The organism is Paracoccus sp. J39 (assembly GCF_000518925.1).
Taxonomy (GTDB): domain Bacteria; phylum Pseudomonadota; class Alphaproteobacteria; order Rhodobacterales; family Rhodobacteraceae; genus Paracoccus.
Genome location: NZ_JAEN01000024.1, coordinates 1 through 21,010, shown reverse-complemented (window position 1 = coordinate 21,010; position 21,010 = coordinate 1). Strand labels below are relative to the sequence as shown.

Sequence of the window (21,010 nt, the reverse complement as noted above, 5' to 3'; positions counted from 1 at the left end):
GTCGTGCAGCGGTAAGTCGGATTTGGGGTCAGCCGGGCTTCAGCCTTTGGAAAAGACCGGGGACGCCTCCGACCTGATTTGGCTGCTGCTCAACTCCGTCGGAACATCCACAGGCTCGGCTTCCAAGACTTCAAGTTCAGAATAGAAGGCTTTCCCCGCCACCATTCTTCCGGAACACGTTGCCCGTTACTATAGCGTAGCAGAAGCCTGCCGCGGGCCGCAGCTCTGATCAAGCTGTCGCACAACTCTGTCTCCTCTTTGCTTAGCTCCGGAAACTTAGTTACTGTGTCTCTTCTTTCAAGGTCGGCGCAAGCAAGAAATTCGGGACTGGAGAAACCAGGAAAGCGATCAGCAAGCCACTTGTTCGTTTCAAGAGATTCTTGGTATATTTTTTGCCGTAGCTCTGGAGTCATGAAGGAGAAATCATTTACCTCCCCCGGATAGTTCCTGAACAAAGTTGATAGCATCATGATATACTTTGTCGGAAGGGCCTCCTGCCCGGTTCTCCGTTTGTATCTCGCCGAACAGTAACGTATTGCACTAAGTGCTCTCAGTCCAGCTTTCGTATTCGCCGTCTCCGAGCTCGGAACGTCGACATTCATATTTAGGGCGTGTGAAATGAAGTGCTTGACTATGCCATTCGTCTTCACTTCTTTGTTGAAGGGCAGGCAGATGATGTTATCCTGTCCAACCGCCTTGCTCCAGGCAGTAACAATATTCTGATAATCTATCAGCTTTCTGCCTTGCTGCTCATAGAACGACCCGATATTTCCGCGGTATCGCCCGAATCTTATGAGTTGATTATAGCCGGATTCGATATAGTCCCATTGTGGGCGCAGATAAAGAACTACTTTGCAATCATATTGAGGAAAAAGTTTGCGGAGTTTTCCGGCGGCTGCGTTTGCCAAGAAGCGTCGGAACGCTTCGCTGGAGATCACAACGTTATCTTTCTCGGTGGCATCTATCTCGGCCTGTAGATCACTCCACCCTCCAAAATCTGGCCGGAAGGATTTTGGTGCATATAGCTCGTAGGCAAGATTGTGATGAGCAACCGCTTTCTTTTGATAACGGCCGTATCTTCCGTTGAGGGGATAGTGAATGAATCTATTTGCGGGAGAATCATTATAAGCAGCAAAGGTTCTTTGAAGCGCAGTTGTTCCACTCTTTGGCTGCCCTATATGTAGAAATATACGCTTCACAGTTTCACCTTTGATTTCCCGGTTTTCCCAATCTCATAGCTGTTAGGGTTATTGCAGGTGATGAACCCGCCTATCCCTTGATCAGCACTCCGAACCGCCGATTCACGATGCAGACGAAATCATGGTGCTCCATGCGGATCATGCAGCGAAAGGCCTCGCGCGAGGATTCGGAATAGGACAGATCGTCCACGATGATCATGGATCGCCGCGCCATCCAACCGATCAGGGAACGAAAGCTGCGCAGCATGGCATCCTTTTCATGCACCGCATCGATAAAGGCCAGATCCACCTCGGCCGCACCGGCCAGATAGGAGGAAAAACAGGCGAAATCGCCTTGCACCACCCGCGAGCCGGGATCGATCAGGTTGACCGAAGCCTGGGCGATCTCGGCATAATCCGAGATCTCGAAGGAGAGCAGCGTGCCGCCTTCGGCCCGGCGGGCGGCCGCGGCCAGATACATCGACGAAATGCCGAAACCCGCGCCTGCCTCGAGGATCAGCCCTGCCTCGATGCTGCGCGCCAGATTGTAGAGCACAGCACCATAGGCGGGCGAGATCGCCAGAATGTCCGAGGTGACCAGGCCCGGCCCCTCGCGCCCGGCATGGGACTTGCCGCCGTAAGAACGGTGCAGGGGGCTGGGCGCATAGTTGCGCAGCGCCGTCCGCCGCCGGCCGATCTCGGCCTGGGTCTCGGGCTCGATCTCGCCTCCCAGCACCGCCCGGAACCGCGCGCGGTCCCAGGTCGGCGAGTTCTCGCGCAGATAGGTGACGGCGAACCGGCTTTCCCCGGCCCCGGCGGGGGCGGCGACAGGGGTGGGGGCCGGTTCGCCCTCTTTGTGGGATTGATCCATGTATCGTGTTCTTTCAGGTCCTGGCCGGGACGGGTCCGGCCTGCCAGCTTGCCATCCACTCCCCGGCGGCGCGGGTCACCTCGGGCAGGGCCTCGAAGGGCGCCGCCGCCAGCAGGGCCGCGATGTCGATGGGCTTGCGGGCCAGCAGGAAACGCTCGGCGGGGATGGTGTCCGGATCAAGGCCGGAGAATTGCGACAGGTCCACCGCCTCGGGCGCGCGCTCATGGCCGATCGACTGGTAATAGTCGTCGAACTTGATGCCGTCGCCATGGATCTGGGTGCTGGACGAGGTAACCGTCGCCAGGCAGGCGGGAATGCCGTAGGCCTGCGCGATGATCACGCCGTGCAGCGAGGAGGAGACGATGCGCTCGCAATCGTGCATCTCGTCCAGGAAGGCCTCGATCTCGTCATAGCCGAGACGGCGGATGTCGATGCGCTTGACGGCCGGATCGACCGGGGTCGCCATCTCTTCATGGGTGAAATGCAGGATCAGCCCGGTCTTGTGGCGCGGCTTGGCCGTGCGCGGATAGAGGATCGGCAGCAGCCAGGCCGGATCGCCATAGACCTCGGGGCAGGTGCCGCCGTTGGCGATGACCAGGTCGCGGGTCAGCGGGCCGCGCACCGCGTGGTAATGCGCCCCTGCCGCCAGGGTGTCGCGGGAATTCGGCGTGCCGCTGCCCCAGACCCGGCTGCCCTCGCGGGCGTATTTGATGACCGACCCGATGGCGCAGAGCCCGATGCCGCGGCCCGCCCATTCCGGGGGAATGCCGGTGACCTTCTCGACGATATAGGGGTTCACGATGTCGCCCAGGTTGCCGGGATAAGGCTGTTCCCACCAGAACAGCTTGACCCGCCGCGAGGGCTCAATGCCGCGCTGTTCCGCCCGCCGGTCGAGCGAGGCGCGGAACAGCCGGCTGCGCGAGAAGCTGATGACCGCCTCGTTCCCGGTCAGCAGGATCTCGGAGAACAGCTCGTCCGCGCGGGCCCATGCCTTCTGGTCGATCGCCTGCAAGAGCTGGAAGCGCAGCGCATAGGGGTGAAGATGCTCGTTGTCGCGATAGCGCGCCAGATTGGCCTTCAGCACCGAAGGGTCCTTGAACTTGGCCGAGATCTCGAGCAGCCGGTGATAGCTGGCGTAATCCTCGGGATCGCGCGACAGCAGGGCGTGGAAATAGTCGCAGACCAGCGTCCGCCGCCCCGCCCGCGCCGCGTCGGAGATCAGGTCCAGAATGACCGCCTTCTGGCTTTCGGGACGCATGATGTCGGGGGTGTGCTGAAGCACCTTGCCCTTGAATTCCTTGACGTTTCCGCTGTCGCCATGCAGGAAGTAGGCGCCGGGATTTTCAGAATCCTGCGGGCGGACGACGTCATTGGGCGACAGCACAAGCAGCCGCGGCCGGGCGCTGGTGCGCCGGAAGGCCTCTTCGAGGATGTAGTCGTCGGTGAAATCGCCCTCGGTTTCGCGTTCGACCCGCTTGCATTCGTAAAGCAGTTCCAGCGTCTCGCGGGTGTAGTTCAGGATCAGATAGCCCGGATGGAAGCGGCGGGCGTAAAGCGAGAAATTTTCCTGCGGTAGGAAGCGGAATCCGCGCATGAAGGCCGCGATGTCATAGGCGCGGCTGGCCAGGTTATCGACATTGCGCAGCAGCTTGGTGTCCACGTCGACCCACATGATCGTGCTGCGATGCTTGAGCAGCATCTTGCGATAGAAGCGGACCTTGGCGCGGCAGATCTCGCTCCAGCTCGTGCCTTCGGGAAAGGTGATGGGCTGGATGTCGTGCAGCATGCCCAGCTCGTCGCAGCGGGCGCGCAGCTCGTTGGCCTTTTCTTCGTAATAGCCGCCCTCGGTATAGAAGCTGACGATGGTGATGCGCTGGCTGGCCACCTCGCCGCGGCGGCGGACATAGCGTAGCAGGGCTTCGGGCAACAGCTTCTTGGCCAGGCGCACCGAGACGGGGGTTGGGGAGGGCTGGAAGAGGTTGGTGTTGGCGCTTGTTTCGGTCATGGGAGCAGCTTTTCCTTGAGAGGTTTCACCTGCCGCAGACGCGACGGCAATAGGGAGGGGAGGAGGATTATGTATAAACAAAAAAATCAGTATCTTACCTTTCCGGATCAATCCGGAAACCAAGCCCGGCGGTCCCGCTTTCGCTGCGGGGGTGACGGGCTGGCCAAGACCCTGGCACGGCACGGGGATGCCGTCGCTGGGGCGGGTATTTCGGTCCGGCGCAAGGGCCGGCTTCCGGGCTTGGCCATGGCACCGCCATGGCCGGGTATTTCATCGCTGCGCCAGATCGCGGTGCCATTTGGTCAGCAGCGCCAGGCCGGCGGCGAACAGCACCGCGGCGATGGTGATGACATAGAGGGGCTCGACATATTCGGCGCGATAGGTCGAATAGAACCCCGAGCGGCTGGTGCCGACGATATGGATCAGCGGGTTGAACCAGACATAATCGCGATAGGGCATCGGAATGCTGTCGAAGGACATGAAGATGCACGACAGCAGGAACAGCGGCCGGGTGATGATCCCCCAGATGTTGGCCCAGACGGGAAAGCGCCGCATCAGGAAGCAGTTCATGCAGCCCACGCCGAGCGCCAGCCCGGCGGCCATCAGGAAGGCCAGCATGATCCGGGGCAGGTTCACGATCAGCTCGATATCGTCGTAATAGATGATGCCGGTCAGCACGATCACGAAGACCAGCGCCTGGATCATGCAGGCCAGCACGAAGCGCGCGATGATCGCATCGACGAAGGTCACGCCGGGATAGAACAGCAGCTGCTTCGAGAAGGACAGCGATTGCGCGATCTTGCGGCTGATGTCGAGGAACATGATGAAGGGCAGCAGCCCCGAGGCATAGAACAGCGCAAAGCTGGACCCCATCGGCGGCACCCGCACGCCCAGCGAAAAGATGATGGTCAGCAGCGCGATGCCGCCCACCGGCTCCAGCACCGTCCAGATGAACCCGCCCGGCGACTTGCCGTAAGAGGTGGACATCTCGCGGAAGATCAGCGCGAAGATGGTGCGCAGCGCCGGCATCCGGGTCAGGGGGTGATGTTGGGGCATCAGGGCTTGCATCGCGTCAGTCCTCGTCGTCCACGCCGCTGGCGCCGATATTGGCTTGGTGCACCTCGATGGCCTGCTCGACATCCTCGAAATAGGTCAGCTGCCCCTTGTGCAGCACCGCGGCAGAATCGCAGACCGCGCGGATCATGCGCATGGAATGTGTCACCATGATGGCACCGCTGTTCTTCAGCCGGTTGCGGAAATAGCTCTGGCTCTTGTCGCGGAAATTGCCGTCCCCGACCGAGGTCACCTCGTCCACCAGATAGGTGTCGAAATGGATGCCCATCGACACGCCGAAGGCCAGCCGCGAGCGCATCCCCGACGAGTAATGCCCGAAGGGCAGGTAGAGGTGATGCCCCAGATCCGAGAAATGCGCGACGAAGGCCAGCAGCTTGTCGGCATCGACATTATAGACCCGGGCGATGAAGCGGGTGTTCTGCGCGCCGGTCAGGTCGGGATGGAAGCTGCCGGCAAAGCCCACCGGCCAGGATACGGTGCCGGTGGTCACCACCCGCCCGCGATCGGGCCGGATAACGCCGGCGATGATCCGCAGCAGCGTCGATTTGCCGGCGCCGTTATGGCCCAGCAGGCCGACGCTGGTCCCCGTCGGGAAGGTCACGTTCACGTCGCGCGCCACGACCGTGGTGCGCCCGTTGACCGTGAAGCTTTTCGACAGGTTCTCCAGCCGGATCATCAGTGTCGGTCGCGGTTGCTATAGCCGATCAGCACGAGGCTGAGCCAGCCGATGAAGATGAAGGTGACGGCAAGAAGCGTGATCATCAGCCGCCGCGGGCGGGTGGCCGTCTCGGCCAGGGTGGGCTCGACGAAGGTCGCGAGGTAGCGGCTGTCCTGTTCGGACTTGGCGCGGGCGCCCTCGACCCCCGACAGCGCGAGCGCATAGCTTTTCTCGGCCAGTTCCAGGTCCAGCTGCAGCTTGGTGTATTCGTCCACCACCGAGCTGAAGCTGACATCGCTGGGCGCGCTGGTGGCGTAGCTCTGCTGTTCCTGCTCGATCCGGCGCTTGAGCACATCGACGCGCAGCTGGGCCTGGGTCAGGCGGACATCGGCGGTGCCCTGGTTACGCAGGGTCTCGACCTGGACCATGGCCTCGGTCAGTTCCTGCGACAGGCTGGTGACCACCGAGGCGTTGATGTTCACCACCGATTGCGGGTCGATCAGCTTGTACTTGTCGCGGAAGCGCGCCAGCGCCACGCGGGCCTTGGCCAGGTCGTCCTCGGTCTTGGCGAGGTCGCGTTGGGCGTAGCGCAGCGAATTGTCGCGCGCCTCGTCCGAGACGGCGTTGACCAGGCGGCCGGCGGCCTTGTGGATGCCCTGCGCGATGCGGTGGGCGTCCTCGGAGGTAAAGGCGCGCACCTCGATCTCGATCATGCCGGTCGCCGAATCGACGCTGATGGTGACCATCCGTCGCCAGTAATCCACCAGCTGCTCCTGGCTCGATCCCTCACGCAGCGTGAAGACCGGGTCGCCCTTGGGCTTGGTGAACATCGCCCGCAGGTCCAGTTCGCGGTCGAGCTGGGCGACGAAGTTCGGGCTGCGCAGGTATTTGTAGAGGATCTGCGCATCCGTGGTCGTGTTGCCCACCGAGGACAGGCCGAATCCGGCCAGCAGCCCCAGGTTCGGCGTCTCTTCGTCGCGGACCACGAAAGAGACCTCGGAGACATACTGGTCCTTGGCGATCAGGAACATGTAGGTCGCGACAAGCAGCGAAGGCAGCGCAAAGACCAGCAGGAAGCTGGCCAGCACCAGCGTATGAACCCGCTTCCAGCCCGAGCGGCCGACCGGAGGCAGGACACGCGGGTTGGCGGGCTGTGTGCGCTGCGGAGTTTCCAGATCTTTCACGAGCCGTTCCGATCGTTATTGCATCAGGGGACGGGCGGCGCGGTCATAGGCCGCGACGGCCTCTGTCAGGGCGGATTCGATGTCATCCATCGCCGCCTCGGAAATGCGGTCATGCTCGACCAGGTCGGTCAGCGCGCGATGACGCAGGTCCAGGCCCACCGTCTGCGGCAGGCGTTCGGGCAGCCCGACGCCGGCGGCGTAGTCGCGATACTTGATCCGGTCGCCGGCGACGGCGTCCTCGAAGCCCTCGAAGGTGATCAGCCCGACCGGAATGCCATAGGCATGGCAGGTGATGTAGACATGCATCGCGCTGGTCAGCACCGCATCATATTGCAGCAGGGTGCCGATCAGCGACTCGATATCGGCGCGGCGCGACAGCAGCACCGAAAGCTCGTCCACCTGCTCGGGCAGCCGCAGCGACAGCTTGCGATGCGCGAAATGGCGCACCAGCGCCAGGCGCCCGTTCGTCGCCTGCGGCCGTTCCAGCGGGATCAACCGGGGCAGGATCGCCGCCGGATCGCCGAAGCGTTCGACGCGCGGCCCGCCCGCCTCGGCGACCAGCTGCGCCGAATGCGGACCCCGCAACGAGATATAGGTCGCATCGGGCGCGATCTCGGTATCGGCGCGGCTGAAGCCGGTGCCGACGAGGATCGAGCTTTTCTGCGCGAAGCGCCCGATCGAGCCGACGGCCATCAGATGCGGCCCGGCGCCGATCTCGTCATGGCGCTGGAAGCGCACCGGCCTGCCGGCATGGGCCTGCAGGATCAGCGGCGACAGCCAGTCGCCGTAATTGCCCGGATAAGGCTTGTCCCACCACAGCAGCGGCAGCGGCGCGCCGGTTCCGTTCGTTACATGATCCAGGAAGGCCATCGCCGCCCCGATCACCACCCGGTCGGTATTGCCCAGCAGCCGGCGGGACGAGATATCGGCGATGCGGGCCTCGACCGCCTCGCGATTGCCGCTGCGGGCCTCATGGACCAGATTGTAGATGCTGCGCTGCGACAGCTCGCGCGAGGCCGGCATGGTGGGCGACAGGTATTCCGTCAGCCCAATGCTGTCCGACAGCCGCCGCAGTGGCACCGCGACCCGGCGGGGCAGGGCGCCCTGCAGACGGCGCGCGGCCTGCAGCGCGACCGATTTCGGCTTTGCCCCGCCGGACAGGGCGCGCGCCGCCGCCGTCGAGCGGCTGTGCTGGGCGGCCAGCCCCTTGAAGGTGGCGACATTGCCGCTGGAACCGAAATAGAAGAACGGCCGGCGGCCGCTGTCGGGCAGGTCGGCGCGCCCCAGCAGCATGGACGAGGGAATCATCTGGAAGGTCAGCTGATCGGCGTTCTTGCGCCAGGCTTCCTCGAAGAAGAAATCGTCCGTGGCGCGCATCGTCATGGTTTCGCAGGCGGCGCGGGCGTCGCGGATGTAGTTGCGTGCGGCGGCCGTGGTGTTGATGCCCCAGAAGCACGGCTCCCAGAAGCGCGCGCTGTTGGCATAGCCGATCCGCATGGGATGGCCGAAACCGCGCTGGAAGCCGATGATGTCGGCCGAGAAGCCCGAGACGAAATCCGGCAGGTAGTCGATGTCGCAATCCACGTCGATCCAGAAGATCTTGCGCTTCGGGTTGCTCTCGCAGACCGAGTGCAGGAACGGGATCTTCTTGCGGCAGATCTCCAGCCATTCCTCGCCGGGCGCCTTGGGAACCTCGGCAATCTCATGGGCGATGCCCAGCCGGTCCAGCGAACGACGCAGGTTCTGCGCTGACTGTGCGTAATAGTCGTCAGGTGTGTGGAACGAGCAGAACAGGACGTCTGCTGGAAGCGGTCCGCCGAAAGGCATGTCTGTGTCTCGTTTCAGGCGTTCGTCAGGTTGGCCAAAAGGGACCGAAACAAGTCGGTCGATACGAGGCGTTGTTAAACTGAATCGTTCAGTTCCTGCAACCGAGACTGCGAAAAAAGGCAGGGCTTTGCCGGGTTCACAAATGCTTCAGCATCAAAAGAATGCAGAATGCCCTGAATGCAGAAGGATTTCCAACGCGCTGTCGATAAAGCCGAATTTGTCCGCGCGGCACGCTGTGGCAGGCCGCCCACGGTGACCGTCAAACCACCTGTCCGGCAGGGTCAAATCTGGGCGGAAATCCGCCCAATGCGCCTTCCTTCCGGATTCTTATGCCGGACCATGGCCCGGCAGGCGGCCCGCAAGCCGGGGAAAGCGCCGGATCGCCGCGACGGAGTCGCGGGCCTGCCGCGCCGGTTTGCTGGTGCGCGGCAGCCGAAACCCCGCGGAGATTCCCGGTCGAAGCTTGCGGGCCACCCCGGCGGGCCGGTTTCCGGAAATCGCTCCGGATGGAGGAGCAGGCGGGCGATTTGCCGCCCGCCCGCCTTGCATGGTGCGGCCGTCAGCTCATTTCGCGCAGGACATATTGCACGATGCGCTCGGCGGCGTCCTCCGGGGTCAGGTCGACGGTGTTGACGGTAATTTCGGCCTGCTGGGGCTGTTCATAGGGGCTGTCGATGCCGGTGAAGTTCTTCAGCTGGCCCGCGCGCGCCTTCTTGTAGAGGCCCTTGACGTCGCGCGCCTCGGCCACTTCCAGCGGCGTGTCGACGAAGACCTCGACGAATTCGCCCGGCGCCATCAGGTCGCGCACCATCTGCCGTTCCGAGCGGAAGGGCGAGATGAAGGCGGTCAGCACGATCAGCCCCGCATCGGTCATCAGCTTCGCCACCTCGCCGACGCGGCGGATGTTCTCCACCCGGTCGGCATCGGTAAAGCCCAGGTCGCGGTTCAGCCCGTGGCGGATGTTATCCCCATCCAGCAGGAAGGTGTGCTTGCCAAGCGCATGCAGCTTTTTCTCGACGATATTGGCGATGGTCGACTTGCCCGAGCCGGACAGGCCGGTGAACCAGACCACGGCGGGCTTCTGGTTCTTCAGCGCCGCATGGGCCTCGCGGTTCACGTCCAGCGCCTGCCAGTGGATGTTCTGCGACCGGCGCAGCGCGAAATGGATCATCCCCGCCGCCACCGTGGCATTGGTCATGCGGTCGATCAGGATGAAGCCGCCAAGGTCGGGGTTCTGGGCATAGGCCTCGAACGGGATCGGCCGGTCGGTCGAGATGTTGACCACCCCGATGGCGTTCAGCCCCAGGGTCTTGCTGGCCAGATGCTCCAGCGTGTTGACGTTGACCTCGTATTTCGGCTCGGTGACGGTGGCGGTGACGGTCTGGGTGCCGATCTTCAGCAGGTAGGGGCGGCCCGGCAGCATCTCCTGCTCGGCCATCCAGACCAGCGTCGCCTCGAACTGGTCGGCGACCTCGCAGGGCTGATCCGATTGCACGATCACGTCGCCGCGCGAGCAGTCGATCTCGTCGGCGAAGGTCAGCGTCACCGACTGGCCGGCGACCGCCTGGTCCAGATCGCCGTCATAGGTGACGATCGACTTGACCGTGGTGGTCTTGCCCGAGGGCAGCACCCGGATCGCGTCGCCCGGCCGCACCGCGCCGGCGCCGATCTGGCCGGCGAAGCCGCGGAAATCCAGGTTCGGCCGGTTCACCCATTGCACCGCCATGCGGAATGGCTGGTCCAGCATGCGCGTGTCGCTGACCGGTGCCTCTTCCAGATGGCCCAGCAGCGTCGGGCCCTGATACCAGTGCATGTTGTCGCTGTGGCTGACGATATTGTCGCCCTTGAGCCCCGAGATCGGGATCGGCAGGAAGCTGTCCATGCCGATCTGCTTGGCGAAATGCGAATAATCCGCGACGATCTCGTAGAACCGCTCGGCCGAGTAATCGACCAGGTCCATCTTGTTCACCGCCAGCACCACGTTCTTGATGCCGAGCAGGTTCACCAGATAGCTGTGTCGCCGGGTCTGGGTCAGCACGCCTTGCCGGGCGTCGATCAGGATCACCGCCAGGTCGGCGGTCGAGGCGCCGGTGACCATGTTGCGGGTGTATTGTTCATGGCCAGGGGTGTCGGCGACGATGAACTTGCGCTTGTCGGTGGCAAAGAAGCGATAGGCCACGTCGATGGTGATGCCCTGTTCGCGCTCGGCCGCCAGGCCGTCGACCAGCAGGGCGAAGTCGATCTCGCCGCCCTGGGTGCCCACGACCTTCGAATCGTTTTCCAGGCTGGCCAGCTGGTCCTCGAAGATCATCTTGCTGTCATAGAGCAGCCTGCCGATCAGCGTCGACTTGCCGTCGTCGACCGAACCGCAGGTGATGAAGCGCAGCATGGTCTTGTGCTGGTGCTTCAGCAGATAGGCGTCGATATCCTCGGCGATCAGCGCCTCGGTGACGTAGACGGGGTCTTTGTCTTGAAGGTTCATTTCAGAAATACCCCTCTTGCTTCTTCTTCTCCATCGACGCGGACTGGTCGTGGTCGATGGCGCGGCCCTGGCGCTCGGACGTGGTGGTCAGCAGCATTTCCTGGATGACCTCGGGCAGGGTGCGGGCGTCGGATTCCACAGCACCGGTCAGCGGATAGCAGCCCAGCGTGCGGAAGCGCACCGATTTCATCACCGGCTGCTCGCCGTCGCGCAGCGGGAAGCGGTCGTCATCGACCATGATAAGCAGGCCGTCGCGTTCCACGACCGGGCGCGGCTCGCTGAAATACAGCGGCACGATGTCGATGCCTTCCAGGTGGATGTATTGCCAGATGTCCAGCTCGGTCCAGTTCGACAGCGGGAAGACCCGGATCGATTCGCCCTTGCCCTTGCGGGTGTTGTAAAGCTTCCACAGCTCGGGGCGCTGGTTCTTGGGGTCCCAGCGGTGGTTGGCCGAGCGGAACGAGAACACCCGCTCCTTGGCGCGCGACTTCTCCTCGTCGCGGCGGGCGCCGCCGAAGGCCACGTCGAAATTGAACTTGCTCAGCGCCTGTTTCAGCCCGTCGGTCTTCCACATGTCGGTATGCAGGCTGCCGTGGTCGAAGGGGTTGATGCCCTTTTCCATCGCCTCGGGGTTGTGGTGGACAATCAATTCCATGCCGGCCTCGGCCGCGGCGCGGTCGCGCAGCTCGTACATGGCGCGGAACTTCCAGGTGGTGTCGACATGCAGAAGCGGGAAGGGCGGCGGGGCCGGATAGAACGCCTTCTTCGCCAGATGCAGCATGCAGGCAGAATCCTTGCCCACGGAATACAGCATCACCGGGTTGTCGGCCGTGGCGACCACCTCGCGCATGATCTGGATGCTTTCGGCCTCCAGGCGCTGGAGATGGGTCAGCGTGGCCGCCTGACCCCCGGTATGTATGACGGATTGGCTGTTCATCTGGGTGGCCCTTGTTCTTGGATGCGCGTCCTTTGCCAGATTTTCGCAGCAAGACCAAGACCAACGGAGCCTGAAACGGCGCTGCGACCACGGAAAGGACCACCGTTCCGCTGCATCGCGGAATCCGCGGACGGGCCGGGCCTGCCGACCGGTTTCGCCAGACCGTGGTTCCACCCGCGGCTTTCTTTTCGGCAATGTTCGTTTAGGTTCGCATCTGACCGCCCTTGCGAAGCCCGCGCCGAGGCAGCTCCACGAAAACGCGCGGCATTTTGCCCTTCTTGCGCCTCTGACGCTGCACTTTCCAACGAAATTCGCCGCAACGCCGCGCCCGAACATTCGATTTCCGCAAAACGATCATAAACGAAAATTTTCGCTTGACGGGAATCACGCAGCCGTTACACCTTTTCGCTATCGACAGGCGCGAAACGACGGGGGAGGGATCGGCGTGTCAGCACCAGCGCGGCCCGAGGCCGACCTTTTCATCATCGGCGGCGGAATCAACGGCTGCGGCATCGCGCGCGACGCGGCCGGGCGCGGGCTTTCGGTCACCCTGGCCGAGATGGGCGATCTGGCGCAGGCGACCTCTTCGGCCTCGACCAAGCTGTTCCACGGCGGGCTGCGCTATCTGGAATTCTTCGAGTTCCGGCTGGTGCGCGAGGCGCTGGAGGAACGCGAGACGCTGCTGGTCGCCATGCCGCATATCTCATGGCCGATGCGCTTCGTGCTGCCCTATTCGCCGCAGATGCGGTTCGAAAGCGACACGCCCACCTCGCGGCTCTTGTCCTTCGCCATGCCCTGGCTGCGGGGCCGCCGGCCGGCCTGGCTGATCCGGCTGGGGCTGTTCCTTTACGACAATCTGGGCGGGCGCAGGATCCTGCCGGGCACCAGGCGGCTGGACCTGTCCCGCGATCCGCTGGCCGCGCCGCTGAAGCCGGGCTTCCGGCTCGGCTGGGAATATTCCGACTGCTGGGTGCAGGATTCCCGGCTGGTGGTGCTGAATGCCCGCGATGCGCAGGCGCGCGGCGCCACCATCCTGACCCGCACCCGCGTCACCCATGCCGAGCGGGCGGGCGGGCTGTGGCGCGTCACCACCGAGGGGCCGGAGGGCATGCGCATCCACCACGCCCGCGCGCTGGTCAATGCCGGCGGGCCTTGGGTCGAGGCGGTGATCCGCAACGTCGCGCATATCCAGTCCTCGGAAGGGGTGCGGCTGGTGCGTGGCAGCCATATCGTCGTGCCGCGGCTTTACGATCACGACCGCTGCTATTTCTTCCAGGGCGAGGACGGGCGGATCATCTTCTCCATCCCCTTCGAGGAGGATTTCACCCTGATCGGCACCACCGACATGGACCATCAGGGCCCGCCGGGCGAGGCGCGCTGCTCGGATGCCGAGCGCGATTATCTCTGCGCCTTCGCCAGCCAGTATTTCGCCAAGGCGGTGACGCCCGACCAGGTGGTCTGGACCTATTCCGGGGTGCGGCCACTTTACAATGACGGGGCCAAATCGGCCACGGCGGCAACGCGGGACTATGTGCTCAGCCTCGACGAGGGCGGTGCGCCGCTGCTCAACGTGTTCGGCGGCAAGATCACCACCTATCGGCGGCTGGCGGAAAGCGCGCTGGCCAAGCTCGCGCCCTTCTTTCCGCAGGCCGGCGGCGACTGGACGGCGCGGGTGCCGCTGCCGGGCGGCGATTTTCCGGTGGACGGGGCCGAGGATGTGGTCGCGCAGCTGCAGGCCAGCTATCCGTTCCTGTCGCCGCGGCTTGCCCGCCGGCTGATGCGCACCTACGGCACCGAGGCCTTCCTGCTGCTGAACGGCGCCGAAAGCATGGCGGCGTTGGGTCGCGACTTCGGCGCCGGGCTGACCGAGACCGAGGTGAACTGGCTGATCCGCAACGAATTCGCCCAGAGCGCCCAGGACATCCTGTGGCGGCGCACCAAGCTGGGCCTGCACATGAACGAGGAACAGCGCCGCGAACTGGAGGCGTTCGTGGACAAGCGGCATGCCGCCCATCCGGCGGCGGAATAGGGGAGGAAGGCTTTGCTGGAATTGCAGGGCGTGTCCCGGTCGGTCGGGGGAAGGGTGCATATCCATCCCACCAGCCTGACCTTGCAAAGGGGCACCATGAACGTGCTGCTGGGGCCGACGCTGTCCGGCAAGACCAGCCTGATGCGGCTGATGGCGGGGCTGGACCAGCCTTCGACCGGCCGCATCCTCTGGAACGGGCAGGACGTGACCGGGCAACGGGTGCAGGACCGCGGCGTCGCCATGGTCTACCAGCAGTTCATCAACTATCCCGGCCTTTCGGTCTATGAGAACATCGCCTCGCCGCTGCGCATCCTGGGCCGGCCGCGGAACGAGATCGACCGCAAGGTGCGCGAGACCGCCGAGATGCTGCGCCTGACGCCCATGCTGGCCCGCAAGCCGCTGGAACTGTCGGGCGGCCAGCAGCAGCGCTGCGCGCTGGCGCGCGCGCTGGTCAAGGGCGCCGGGCTGGTGCTGCTGGACGAGCCGCTGGCGAATCTCGACTACAAGCTGCGCGAGGAATTGCGGGTCGAGATCCCGCGCATCTTCGAGGCCTCCGGCGCGATCTTCGTCTATGCCACCACCGAGCCCGAGGAGGCGCTGCTGCTGGGCGGCCAGACCGCGACGCTGTGGCAGGGCCGGGTGACGCAGTTTGGCCCCACGCCCGCCGTCTATCGCCAGCCGGTCGATGCGACCACCGCGCGGGTCTTCAGCGATCCGCCGATGAATTTCGTCGGCGCCCGCAAGCAGGGCGATGCCGTCAGCTTCGGCGAAAGTGCGCTGGCCTCGGGCAGTTTCTCCGACCTGCCGGACGGCGCCTATCTGGCCGGGTTCCGCGCCAACCATCTGTCGCTGACCCGGCACGGCCCGGCGGCGGTCGAGTTCGCCTGTACGCTCGTCGGGACCGAGATCACCGGCTCGGAAACCTTCGTCCATGTCGAACACGGCGCCGACCGCTGGGTCGGACTGGTCGAGGGCGTGCATCTGCTGACCGCCGGCCAGCCGCTTTCGGTCTGGCTGGACCCGGCGCATGTCTACCTGTTCGATGCGTCCGAGCGGCTTGCCGCCCCGGCCGCCTATGCGAGGGCGGCCTGACATGGCGCAGATCACGCTCAAGAACCTCGCCCACAGCTATCTCGCGCATCCGCGATCCGAGGCGGATTACGCGCTGAAGGAGATGGACCATGTCTGGCAGGACGGCGGCGCCTATGCGCTGCTGGGCTCGTCGGGCTGCGGCAAGACCACGCTCCTGAACATCATCTCGGGGCTGCTGACCCCCAGCCACGGCCGGGTGCTGTTTAACGACCGCGACGTGACCGACGCGCCGACGGCCGAGCGCAACATCGCCCAGGTGTTCCAGTTCCCGGTGGTCTATGACACGATGACCGTGCGCGACAACCTGGCCTTTCCGCTGAAGAACCGCGGCAAGGACGCCGCCTATATCAAGGCGCGCGTAGACCAGATCGCCCGGATGATCGGCATGGAGGCGATGCTGTCGCGCAAGGCGCAGGGCCTGACCGCCGACGCCAAGCAGAAGATCTCGCTTGGCCGCGGCATGGTGCGCGAGGACGTGAACGCGATCCTGTTCGACGAGCCGCTGACCGTCATCGACCCGCAGATGAAATGGGAACTGCGCACCCAGCTCAAGCAGCTGCACCGGCAGTTCGGCCATACCATGATCTATGTCACCCACGACCAGACCGAGGCGCTGACCTTCGCCCAGAAGGTCGTGGTCATGTATGAGGGCCGCGTGGTGCAGATGGGCACGCCCGAGGAGCTGTTCGAGAAGCCTGCCCATACCTTCGTCGGCTATTTCATCGGCTCGCCCGGGATGAACTTCCTCGATGCCGAGGTGCGGGGCGACCGCGCCCTGCTGCCCGGCGGCGAGGTGGTGGCGCTGGGTGGGCATTACGCCCCCGCCGCCGGCCGGGTGCAGATCGGCATCCGGCCCGAACATGCCACGCTGGTGCCCAGCGGCGGGCTGCCGCTGACCATCCGCCGCGTCGAGGATGTGGGGCGCCACCGGCTGGTACGCGGCGAGGTGGCGGGCCGGCCGCTGAACGTGGTCATGCCCGAGGGCATGCCGGTCGAGGGCCTGCCGCAGGTCGCCTTCGCGCCGGGCAAGATCAACGTCTATGCCGACGACTGGCGCATGGCGCCGCAGGGGGAGGGGGCGGCCTGATGGAAAAGACCCAGAACAACAAGGCCTGGTTCCTGGTCCTGCCGGTGCTGGCCGTCGTCGCCTTCTCGGCGGTGATCCCGCTGATGACGGTGGTGAACTACGCTTTCAACGACACGTTCGGAAACAACGAGTTCTTCTGGGCCGGCCTGGAATGGTTCGACGAGATGATCCACTCCTCGCGCCTGCACGGGGCGCTGGGACGGCAGGCGCTGTTTTCCGCCATCATCCTGGCGATCGAGGTGCCGCTGGGCATCTTCGTGGCGCTGAACATGCCCAAGAAGGGCTTCTGGTCCAGCCTGGTGCTGGTGCTGATGGCGCTGCCCTTGCTGATCCCCTTCAACGTGGTGGGCACGATCTGGCAGATCTTCGGCCGCACCGATATCGGCCTGCTGGGCCGGGGGCTGGCGGCGCTGGGGGTCGACTATAACTACACCAACGATCCGCTGGACGCCTGGATCACCGTGATCGTCATGGATGTCTGGCACTGGACCAGCCTTGTGGCGCTGCTCTGCTATGCCGGGCTGCAATCCATCCCGCAGGCCTATTACCAGGCCGCCAAGATCGACCAGGCCAGCCGCTGGGCGGTGTTCCGCTATATCGAGCTGCCCAAGATGAAGGGCGTGCTGCTGATCGCCGTGCTGCTGCGCTTCATGGACAGCTTCATGATCTATACCGAGCCCTTCGTCGTCACCGGCGGCGGCCCCGGCAACTCGACCACCTTCCTGTCCATCGACCTGGTGAAGATGGCGGTGGGACAGTTCGACCTGGGCCCGGCGGCAGCCTTCAGCCTGATGTATTTCCTGGTCATCCTGCTGGTGTCCTGGGTGTTCTACACCGTGATGACCAGCATGGACCGCAGCCAGTCCGACATCCCGGAGGCCATGTGATGCGCGTCAAACCCTCGGCCATCGTCATGGTGCTTTACCTGCTGTTCCTGCTGATCCCGATCTACTGGCTGGTCAACATGAGCCTGAAGACCAATGCCGAGATCACCGGCACCTTCAGCCTTTATCCGCACAACCTGACGCTGCGGAACTACCGGGTGATCCTGACCGATCCCAGCTGGTATATGGGCTACGTGAACTCCATCATCTATGTGGTTATGAACACGGTGATTTCCATCGCCGTGGCGCTGCCGGCCGCCTATGCCTTCAGCCGTTACAGCTTCATGGGCGACAAGCACCTGTTCTTCTGGCTCTTGACCAACCGCATGTCGCCGCCGGCGGTCTTCGCGCTGCCCTTCTTCCAGCTTTATTCCTCGGTCGGGCTGTTCGACACCCATATCGCGGTGGCGCTGGCGCATTGCCTGTTCAACGTGCCGCTGGCGGTCTGGATCCTCGAGGGCTTCATGCGCGGCGTCCCGAAGGAGATCGACGAGACCGCCTATATCGACGGCTACAGCTTCCCGCGCTTCTTCGTGAAGATCTTCATGCCGCTGATCGCCAGCGGGATCGGGGTCGCCGCCTTCTTCTGCTTCATGTTCAGCTGGGTCGAGCTGCTGCTTTCGCGCACCCTGACCTCGGTGAACGCCAAGCCCATCGCGGCGACGATGACGCGCACGGTTTCCGCCAGCGGCATGGACTGGGGCGTGCTGGCGGCGGCGGGGGTGCTGACCATCATCCCCGGTGCGCTGGTGATCTGGTTTGTCCGCAACTACATCGCCAAGGGCTTCGCCCTGGGGAGGGTCTGATGTCCGACGCCGCCATCCCGACGCACAAGCGCAAGGCCTGGCCCGCCATCTATGCCGGGGCCGCCCTTGTGATGGCCGCCATCCTGGCCCTGCTGGTCTTGGCCACGCCGGCCGAGGACGGCGCCAGGGACTGGACCGCGCCGATGGTCCCCGGCGGCTGGATGGCCTGGACCTTTCCGGTGGCGCTGTTCTTCTGGGTGATCGCCAGCCTGCTGGTTCTGTTCACCATCCTCGCCATCCGGTTTCCCGAAACCCCGCGCCGCGGCATCCTGCGCATCGAGACGACGCGCGGCGACCGGCTGTTCATCTCGCTTCTCGGCTCGGCCTTCATCTGCCTGGGCTGGCTGTTCTTCGCAGGCCCGCTGCTGTGGTGGGGGCTTGCGCTCTGCCTCGTCTATGCCGCGGCGGTGTTCCGCTGGGTCTGACCGGGTTCGAACCGGCCCCAGGGGCAGCGGCGATTGCCCGGGGCGCAAGGATCAACGTCTCATTCCAAGGGAGGAAAACATGAGACCGATGCAAAGGACCACGGCCATGGCGCTTGCGCTGATGGTCATGGGGGCGCCCGCCTGGGCGGATATGGAGGCGGCGAAGAGGTTTCTCGACGCCGAGATCGGCGACCTCTCCTCGCTCTCGCGCGAGGACCAGGAGAAGGAGATGCAGTGGTTCATCGACGCCGCGCAGCCGCTGGCGGGGATGGAGATCAAGGTAGTCTCGGAAACCATCACCACGCATGAATACGAGGCCAAGGTGCTGGCCCCGGCCTTCACCGCCATCACCGGCATCAAGGTCACCCACGACCTGATCGGCGAGGGCGACGTGGTCGAGAAGCTGCAGACCCAGATGCAGACCGGCGAGAACATCTATGACGCCTATGTCAACGACAGCGACCTGATCGGCACGCATTGGCGCTATCAGCAGGCCCGCAGCCTGACCAAGTGGATGGAGGAGGAGGGCAAGGACTTCACCAGCCCGACGCTGGACCTCGACGATTTCATCGGGCTGGAGTTCACCACCGCGCCGGACGGCGATCTTTACCAGTTGCCCGACCAGCAGTTCGCCAACCTCTACTGGTTCCGCTACGACTGGTTCAGCGACGCCAAGACGCAAGAGGATTTCAAGGCCGAATACGGCTACGACCTCGGCGTGCCGGTCAACTGGTCGGCCTATGAGGATATCGCCGCATTCTTCACCGGCCGCGACATGTCCTATATCGAGGGCGGCCCCGCGAAGGCCTGGGGCAACATGGACTACGGCAAGAAGGACCCGTCCCTGGGCTGGCGCTATACCGATGCCTGGATGTCCATGGCCGGCATGGGCGACAAGGGCGAGCCGAACGGGCTGCCGGTCGACGAATGGGGCATTCGCGTCGACGAGAACTCGCGCCCCGTCGGCTCCTGCGTGGCGCGCGGCGGTGCGACCAACGACGCGGCGGCGGTCTATGCGGTGACCAAGGCCATCGACTGGCTCAAGAACTATACCCCGCCCGAGGCCATGGGCATGACCTTCGGCGAGGCCGGCCCGGTCCCGGCGCGCGGCGACATCGCCCAGCAGATGTTCTGGTACACCGCCTTCACCGCCGATATGGTCAAGCCCGGCACGCCGGTGATGAACGAGGACGGCACGCCGAAATGGCGCATGGCGCCCAGCCCGCACGGCGCCTATTGGTCCGAGGGCACCAAGATCGGCTATCAGGACGTGGGCTCCTGGACGCTGATGAAATCGACACCGGTGGATCGCGCGCAGGCCGCATGGCTCTATGCGCAATTCGTGACCTCGAAAACCGTGGATGTGAAGAAATCCCATGTCGGGCTGACCTTCATCCGCGAATCCACGATCCAGGACCAGTCCTTTACCGAGCGCGCGCCGCAGCTTGGCGGGCTTGTCGAGTTCTACCGCTCCCCCGCCCGCGTGCAATGGTCGCCGACCGGGACCAACATCCCGGACTATCCCAAGCTCGCGCAGCTCTGGTGGCAGAACATCGGCGACGCGCTTTCCGGCGCCAAGACCCCGCAGGAGGCGCTGGATTCACTCTGCGCCGAGCAGGAGCGGGTTCTGGCCCGGCTGGAGCGGTCCGGCGTGCAGGGCGACCTGGGCCCCCAGCTGAACGAGGAAAAGGACCCGCAGGAATGGCTGGACGCCGAGGGCTCTCCCGTCGGACCGCTGGAGAACGAAAAGCCGCAAGGCGAGACGATCTCCTATGACGAGCTGATCAAGTCCTGGCAGTGACGCCTGGCGGGGGCGGGGCCGGGCCTCGCCCCCATCCTTCGTTCCCCGGCCGTCTCTATGCGCCGGATCGACGACATTCCGGAAATCGCCATGACCCATATCCTTGCCATCGACCAGGGCACGACCTCGTCGCGCGCCGTCATCTTCGACACCGGGCTGAACCCCGTCGCCGCGGCGCAAAGGGAATTCCCGCAGCATTTCCCGTCTTCCGGCTGGGTCGAGCACGATGCTTCGGATCTTTGGGTCAGCGTTGCGGGGGTGGCGCGTGCGGCGGTGGAGAAGGCCGGGCTGCATGCCGGCGACATCGCCGCCATCGGCATCACCAACCAGCGCGAGACCACGCTCCTCTGGGACCGCAAGACCGGCCGGCCGCTGCACCGCGCCATCGTCTGGCAGGACCGCCGCACCGCNGNNCTTTGCGACCGGCTCAGGGCCGAGGGGCACGAGCCGATGATCGCCGCCCGCACCGGGCTGCTGCTCGACCCGTATTTCTCGGGCTCGAAGCTGAAATGGCTCCTGGACAATATCGACGGCGCCCGCGATCGCGCCCGGCGCGGCGAGCTCGCCTTCGGCACCGTGGACAGCTGGCTGATCTGGAACCTGACCGGGGGCCGCACCCATGCCACCGACGCCACCAATGCCGCCCGCACCCTGCTTTTCAACATCGCCG

The 21,010-nt window shown here is 64.4% G+C and carries 17 protein-coding genes; 8 read left to right on the top strand and 9 right to left on the bottom strand.

All coding sequences use genetic code 11. The features are described from left to right. Nucleotides 1-89 precede the first annotated feature (89 nt). From L632_RS24465 to cysD, 9 genes are all read right to left on the bottom strand, one after another. Complete coding sequence (locus L632_RS24465) at nt 90-1,199, bottom strand: hypothetical protein (RefSeq protein WP_156933693.1); 1,110 nt, start codon at nt 1,197-1,199, stop codon at nt 90-92. A gap of 70 nt (nt 1,200-1,269) precedes the next feature. Further along, nucleotides 1,270-2,049: a class I SAM-dependent methyltransferase gene (locus L632_RS23620; protein WP_028717311.1), complete on the bottom strand. Its 780-nt coding sequence runs from the start codon at nt 2,047-2,049 to the stop codon at nt 1,270-1,272. A gap of 13 nt (nt 2,050-2,062) precedes the next feature. Further along, nucleotides 2,063-4,054, bottom strand: a complete 1,992-nt coding sequence (locus L632_RS23615) for a polysaccharide pyruvyl transferase family protein (RefSeq protein ID WP_051416304.1) — start codon at nt 4,052-4,054, stop codon at nt 2,063-2,065. A gap of 270 nt (nt 4,055-4,324) precedes the next feature. Next, complete coding sequence (locus L632_RS0118075; protein ID WP_230375418.1) at nt 4,325-5,110, bottom strand: ABC transporter permease; 786 nt, start codon at nt 5,108-5,110, stop codon at nt 4,325-4,327. A 16-nt stretch (nt 5,111-5,126) separates the two neighbouring features. Continuing rightward, the gene (locus tag L632_RS0118070) at nt 5,127-5,804 is read right to left on the bottom strand and encodes an ABC transporter ATP-binding protein (RefSeq protein WP_028713894.1); all 678 of its coding nucleotides are present in this window, start codon (nt 5,802-5,804) and stop codon (nt 5,127-5,129) included. Continuing rightward, nucleotides 5,804-6,970, bottom strand: a complete 1,167-nt coding sequence (locus L632_RS0118065) for a hypothetical protein (RefSeq protein WP_028713893.1) — start codon at nt 6,968-6,970, stop codon at nt 5,804-5,806. Before L632_RS0118065 ends, L632_RS0118070 begins: the two co-directional genes overlap by 1 nt. A gap of 15 nt (nt 6,971-6,985) precedes the next feature. Continuing rightward, nucleotides 6,986-8,797 (bottom strand): polysaccharide pyruvyl transferase family protein, encoded by a 1,812-nt coding sequence (locus L632_RS0118060; RefSeq protein ID WP_028713892.1) that lies wholly within the window; start codon nt 8,795-8,797, stop codon nt 6,986-6,988. A gap of 559 nt (nt 8,798-9,356) precedes the next feature. Then, nucleotides 9,357-11,279 (bottom strand): sulfate adenylyltransferase subunit CysN, encoded by a 1,923-nt coding sequence (cysN, locus tag L632_RS0118055; RefSeq protein WP_036698812.1) that lies wholly within the window; start codon nt 11,277-11,279, stop codon nt 9,357-9,359. Nucleotide 11,280: 1 nt separating this feature from the next. Beyond that, nucleotides 11,281-12,216 carry a sulfate adenylyltransferase subunit CysD gene (gene cysD, locus L632_RS0118050; protein WP_051416303.1) on the bottom strand — a complete coding sequence of 312 codons (936 nt, stop codon included), beginning with the start codon at nt 12,214-12,216 and terminating at the stop codon, nt 11,281-11,283. A gap of 445 nt (nt 12,217-12,661) precedes the next feature. Here cysD and glpD point away from each other — a divergent pair, with 445 nt between their 5' ends. The 8 genes from glpD to L632_RS0118010 all read left to right on the top strand — a co-directional run. Then, nucleotides 12,662-14,245, top strand: a complete 1,584-nt coding sequence (glpD, locus tag L632_RS0118045) for a glycerol-3-phosphate dehydrogenase (protein ID WP_028717309.1) — start codon at nt 12,662-12,664, stop codon at nt 14,243-14,245. Nucleotides 14,246-14,257: 12 nt separating this feature from the next. Further along, nucleotides 14,258-15,337, top strand: a complete 1,080-nt coding sequence (locus L632_RS0118040) for an ABC transporter ATP-binding protein (RefSeq protein WP_028717308.1) — start codon at nt 14,258-14,260, stop codon at nt 15,335-15,337. A gap of 1 nt (nt 15,338) precedes the next feature. Continuing rightward, complete coding sequence (locus L632_RS0118035) at nt 15,339-16,424, top strand: ABC transporter ATP-binding protein (protein WP_028717307.1); 1,086 nt, start codon at nt 15,339-15,341, stop codon at nt 16,422-16,424. Beyond that, nucleotides 16,424-17,311, top strand: a complete 888-nt coding sequence (locus L632_RS0118030) for a carbohydrate ABC transporter permease (protein WP_028717306.1) — start codon at nt 16,424-16,426, stop codon at nt 17,309-17,311. Before L632_RS0118035 ends, L632_RS0118030 begins: the two co-directional genes overlap by 1 nt. Further along, on the top strand, nt 17,311-18,114 hold the full coding sequence (locus L632_RS0118025; protein WP_028713885.1) for a carbohydrate ABC transporter permease: 804 nt from the start codon (nt 17,311-17,313) through the stop codon (nt 18,112-18,114). Before L632_RS0118030 ends, L632_RS0118025 begins: the two co-directional genes overlap by 1 nt. Beyond that, complete coding sequence (locus L632_RS0118020; RefSeq protein WP_028717305.1) at nt 18,114-18,539, top strand: DUF2160 domain-containing protein; 426 nt, start codon at nt 18,114-18,116, stop codon at nt 18,537-18,539. The genes L632_RS0118025 and L632_RS0118020 overlap by 1 nt, the downstream gene beginning before the upstream one ends. Before the next feature lie 79 nt (nt 18,540-18,618). Then, nucleotides 18,619-20,340 (top strand): ABC transporter substrate-binding protein, encoded by a 1,722-nt coding sequence (locus tag L632_RS0118015; protein ID WP_028713883.1) that lies wholly within the window; start codon nt 18,619-18,621, stop codon nt 20,338-20,340. A gap of 90 nt (nt 20,341-20,430) precedes the next feature. Further along, nucleotides 20,431-21,010, top strand: a 580-nt coding sequence (locus tag L632_RS0118010) for an FGGY family carbohydrate kinase (protein WP_036698826.1), incomplete at its 3' end; no start/stop codon positions are given.

What these genes read in the sequence shown, in the direction of transcription:
- L632_RS23620 (WP_028717311.1), bottom strand. Translation starts at nt 2,049, where the DNA reads ATGGATCAATCCCACAAAGAGGGCGAACCGGCCCCCACCCCTGTCGCC.
- L632_RS23615 (WP_051416304.1), bottom strand. Translation starts at nt 4,054, where the DNA reads ATGACCGAAACAAGCGCCAACACCAACCTCTTCCAGCCCTCCCCAACC.
- L632_RS0118075 (WP_230375418.1), bottom strand. Translation starts at nt 5,110, where the DNA reads ATGCCCCAACATCACCCCCTGACCCGGATGCCGGCGCTGCGCACCATC.
- L632_RS0118070 (WP_028713894.1), bottom strand. Translation starts at nt 5,804, where the DNA reads ATGATCCGGCTGGAGAACCTGTCGAAAAGCTTCACGGTCAACGGGCGC.
- L632_RS0118060 (WP_028713892.1), bottom strand. Translation starts at nt 8,797, where the DNA reads ATGCCTTTCGGCGGACCGCTTCCAGCAGACGTCCTGTTCTGCTCGTTC.
- cysN (WP_036698812.1), bottom strand. Translation starts at nt 11,279, where the DNA reads ATGAACCTTCAAGACAAAGACCCCGTCTACGTCACCGAGGCGCTGATC.
- cysD (WP_051416303.1), bottom strand. Translation starts at nt 12,216, where the DNA reads ATGAACAGCCAATCCGTCATACATACCGGGGGTCAGGCGGCCACGCTG.
- L632_RS0118035 (WP_028717307.1), top strand. Translation starts at nt 15,339, where the DNA reads ATGGCGCAGATCACGCTCAAGAACCTCGCCCACAGCTATCTCGCGCAT.
- L632_RS0118030 (WP_028717306.1), top strand. Translation starts at nt 16,424, where the DNA reads ATGGAAAAGACCCAGAACAACAAGGCCTGGTTCCTGGTCCTGCCGGTG.
- L632_RS0118025 (WP_028713885.1), top strand. Translation starts at nt 17,311, where the DNA reads ATGCGCGTCAAACCCTCGGCCATCGTCATGGTGCTTTACCTGCTGTTC.
- L632_RS0118020 (WP_028717305.1), top strand. Translation starts at nt 18,114, where the DNA reads ATGTCCGACGCCGCCATCCCGACGCACAAGCGCAAGGCCTGGCCCGCC.
- L632_RS0118015 (WP_028713883.1), top strand. Translation starts at nt 18,619, where the DNA reads ATGAGACCGATGCAAAGGACCACGGCCATGGCGCTTGCGCTGATGGTC.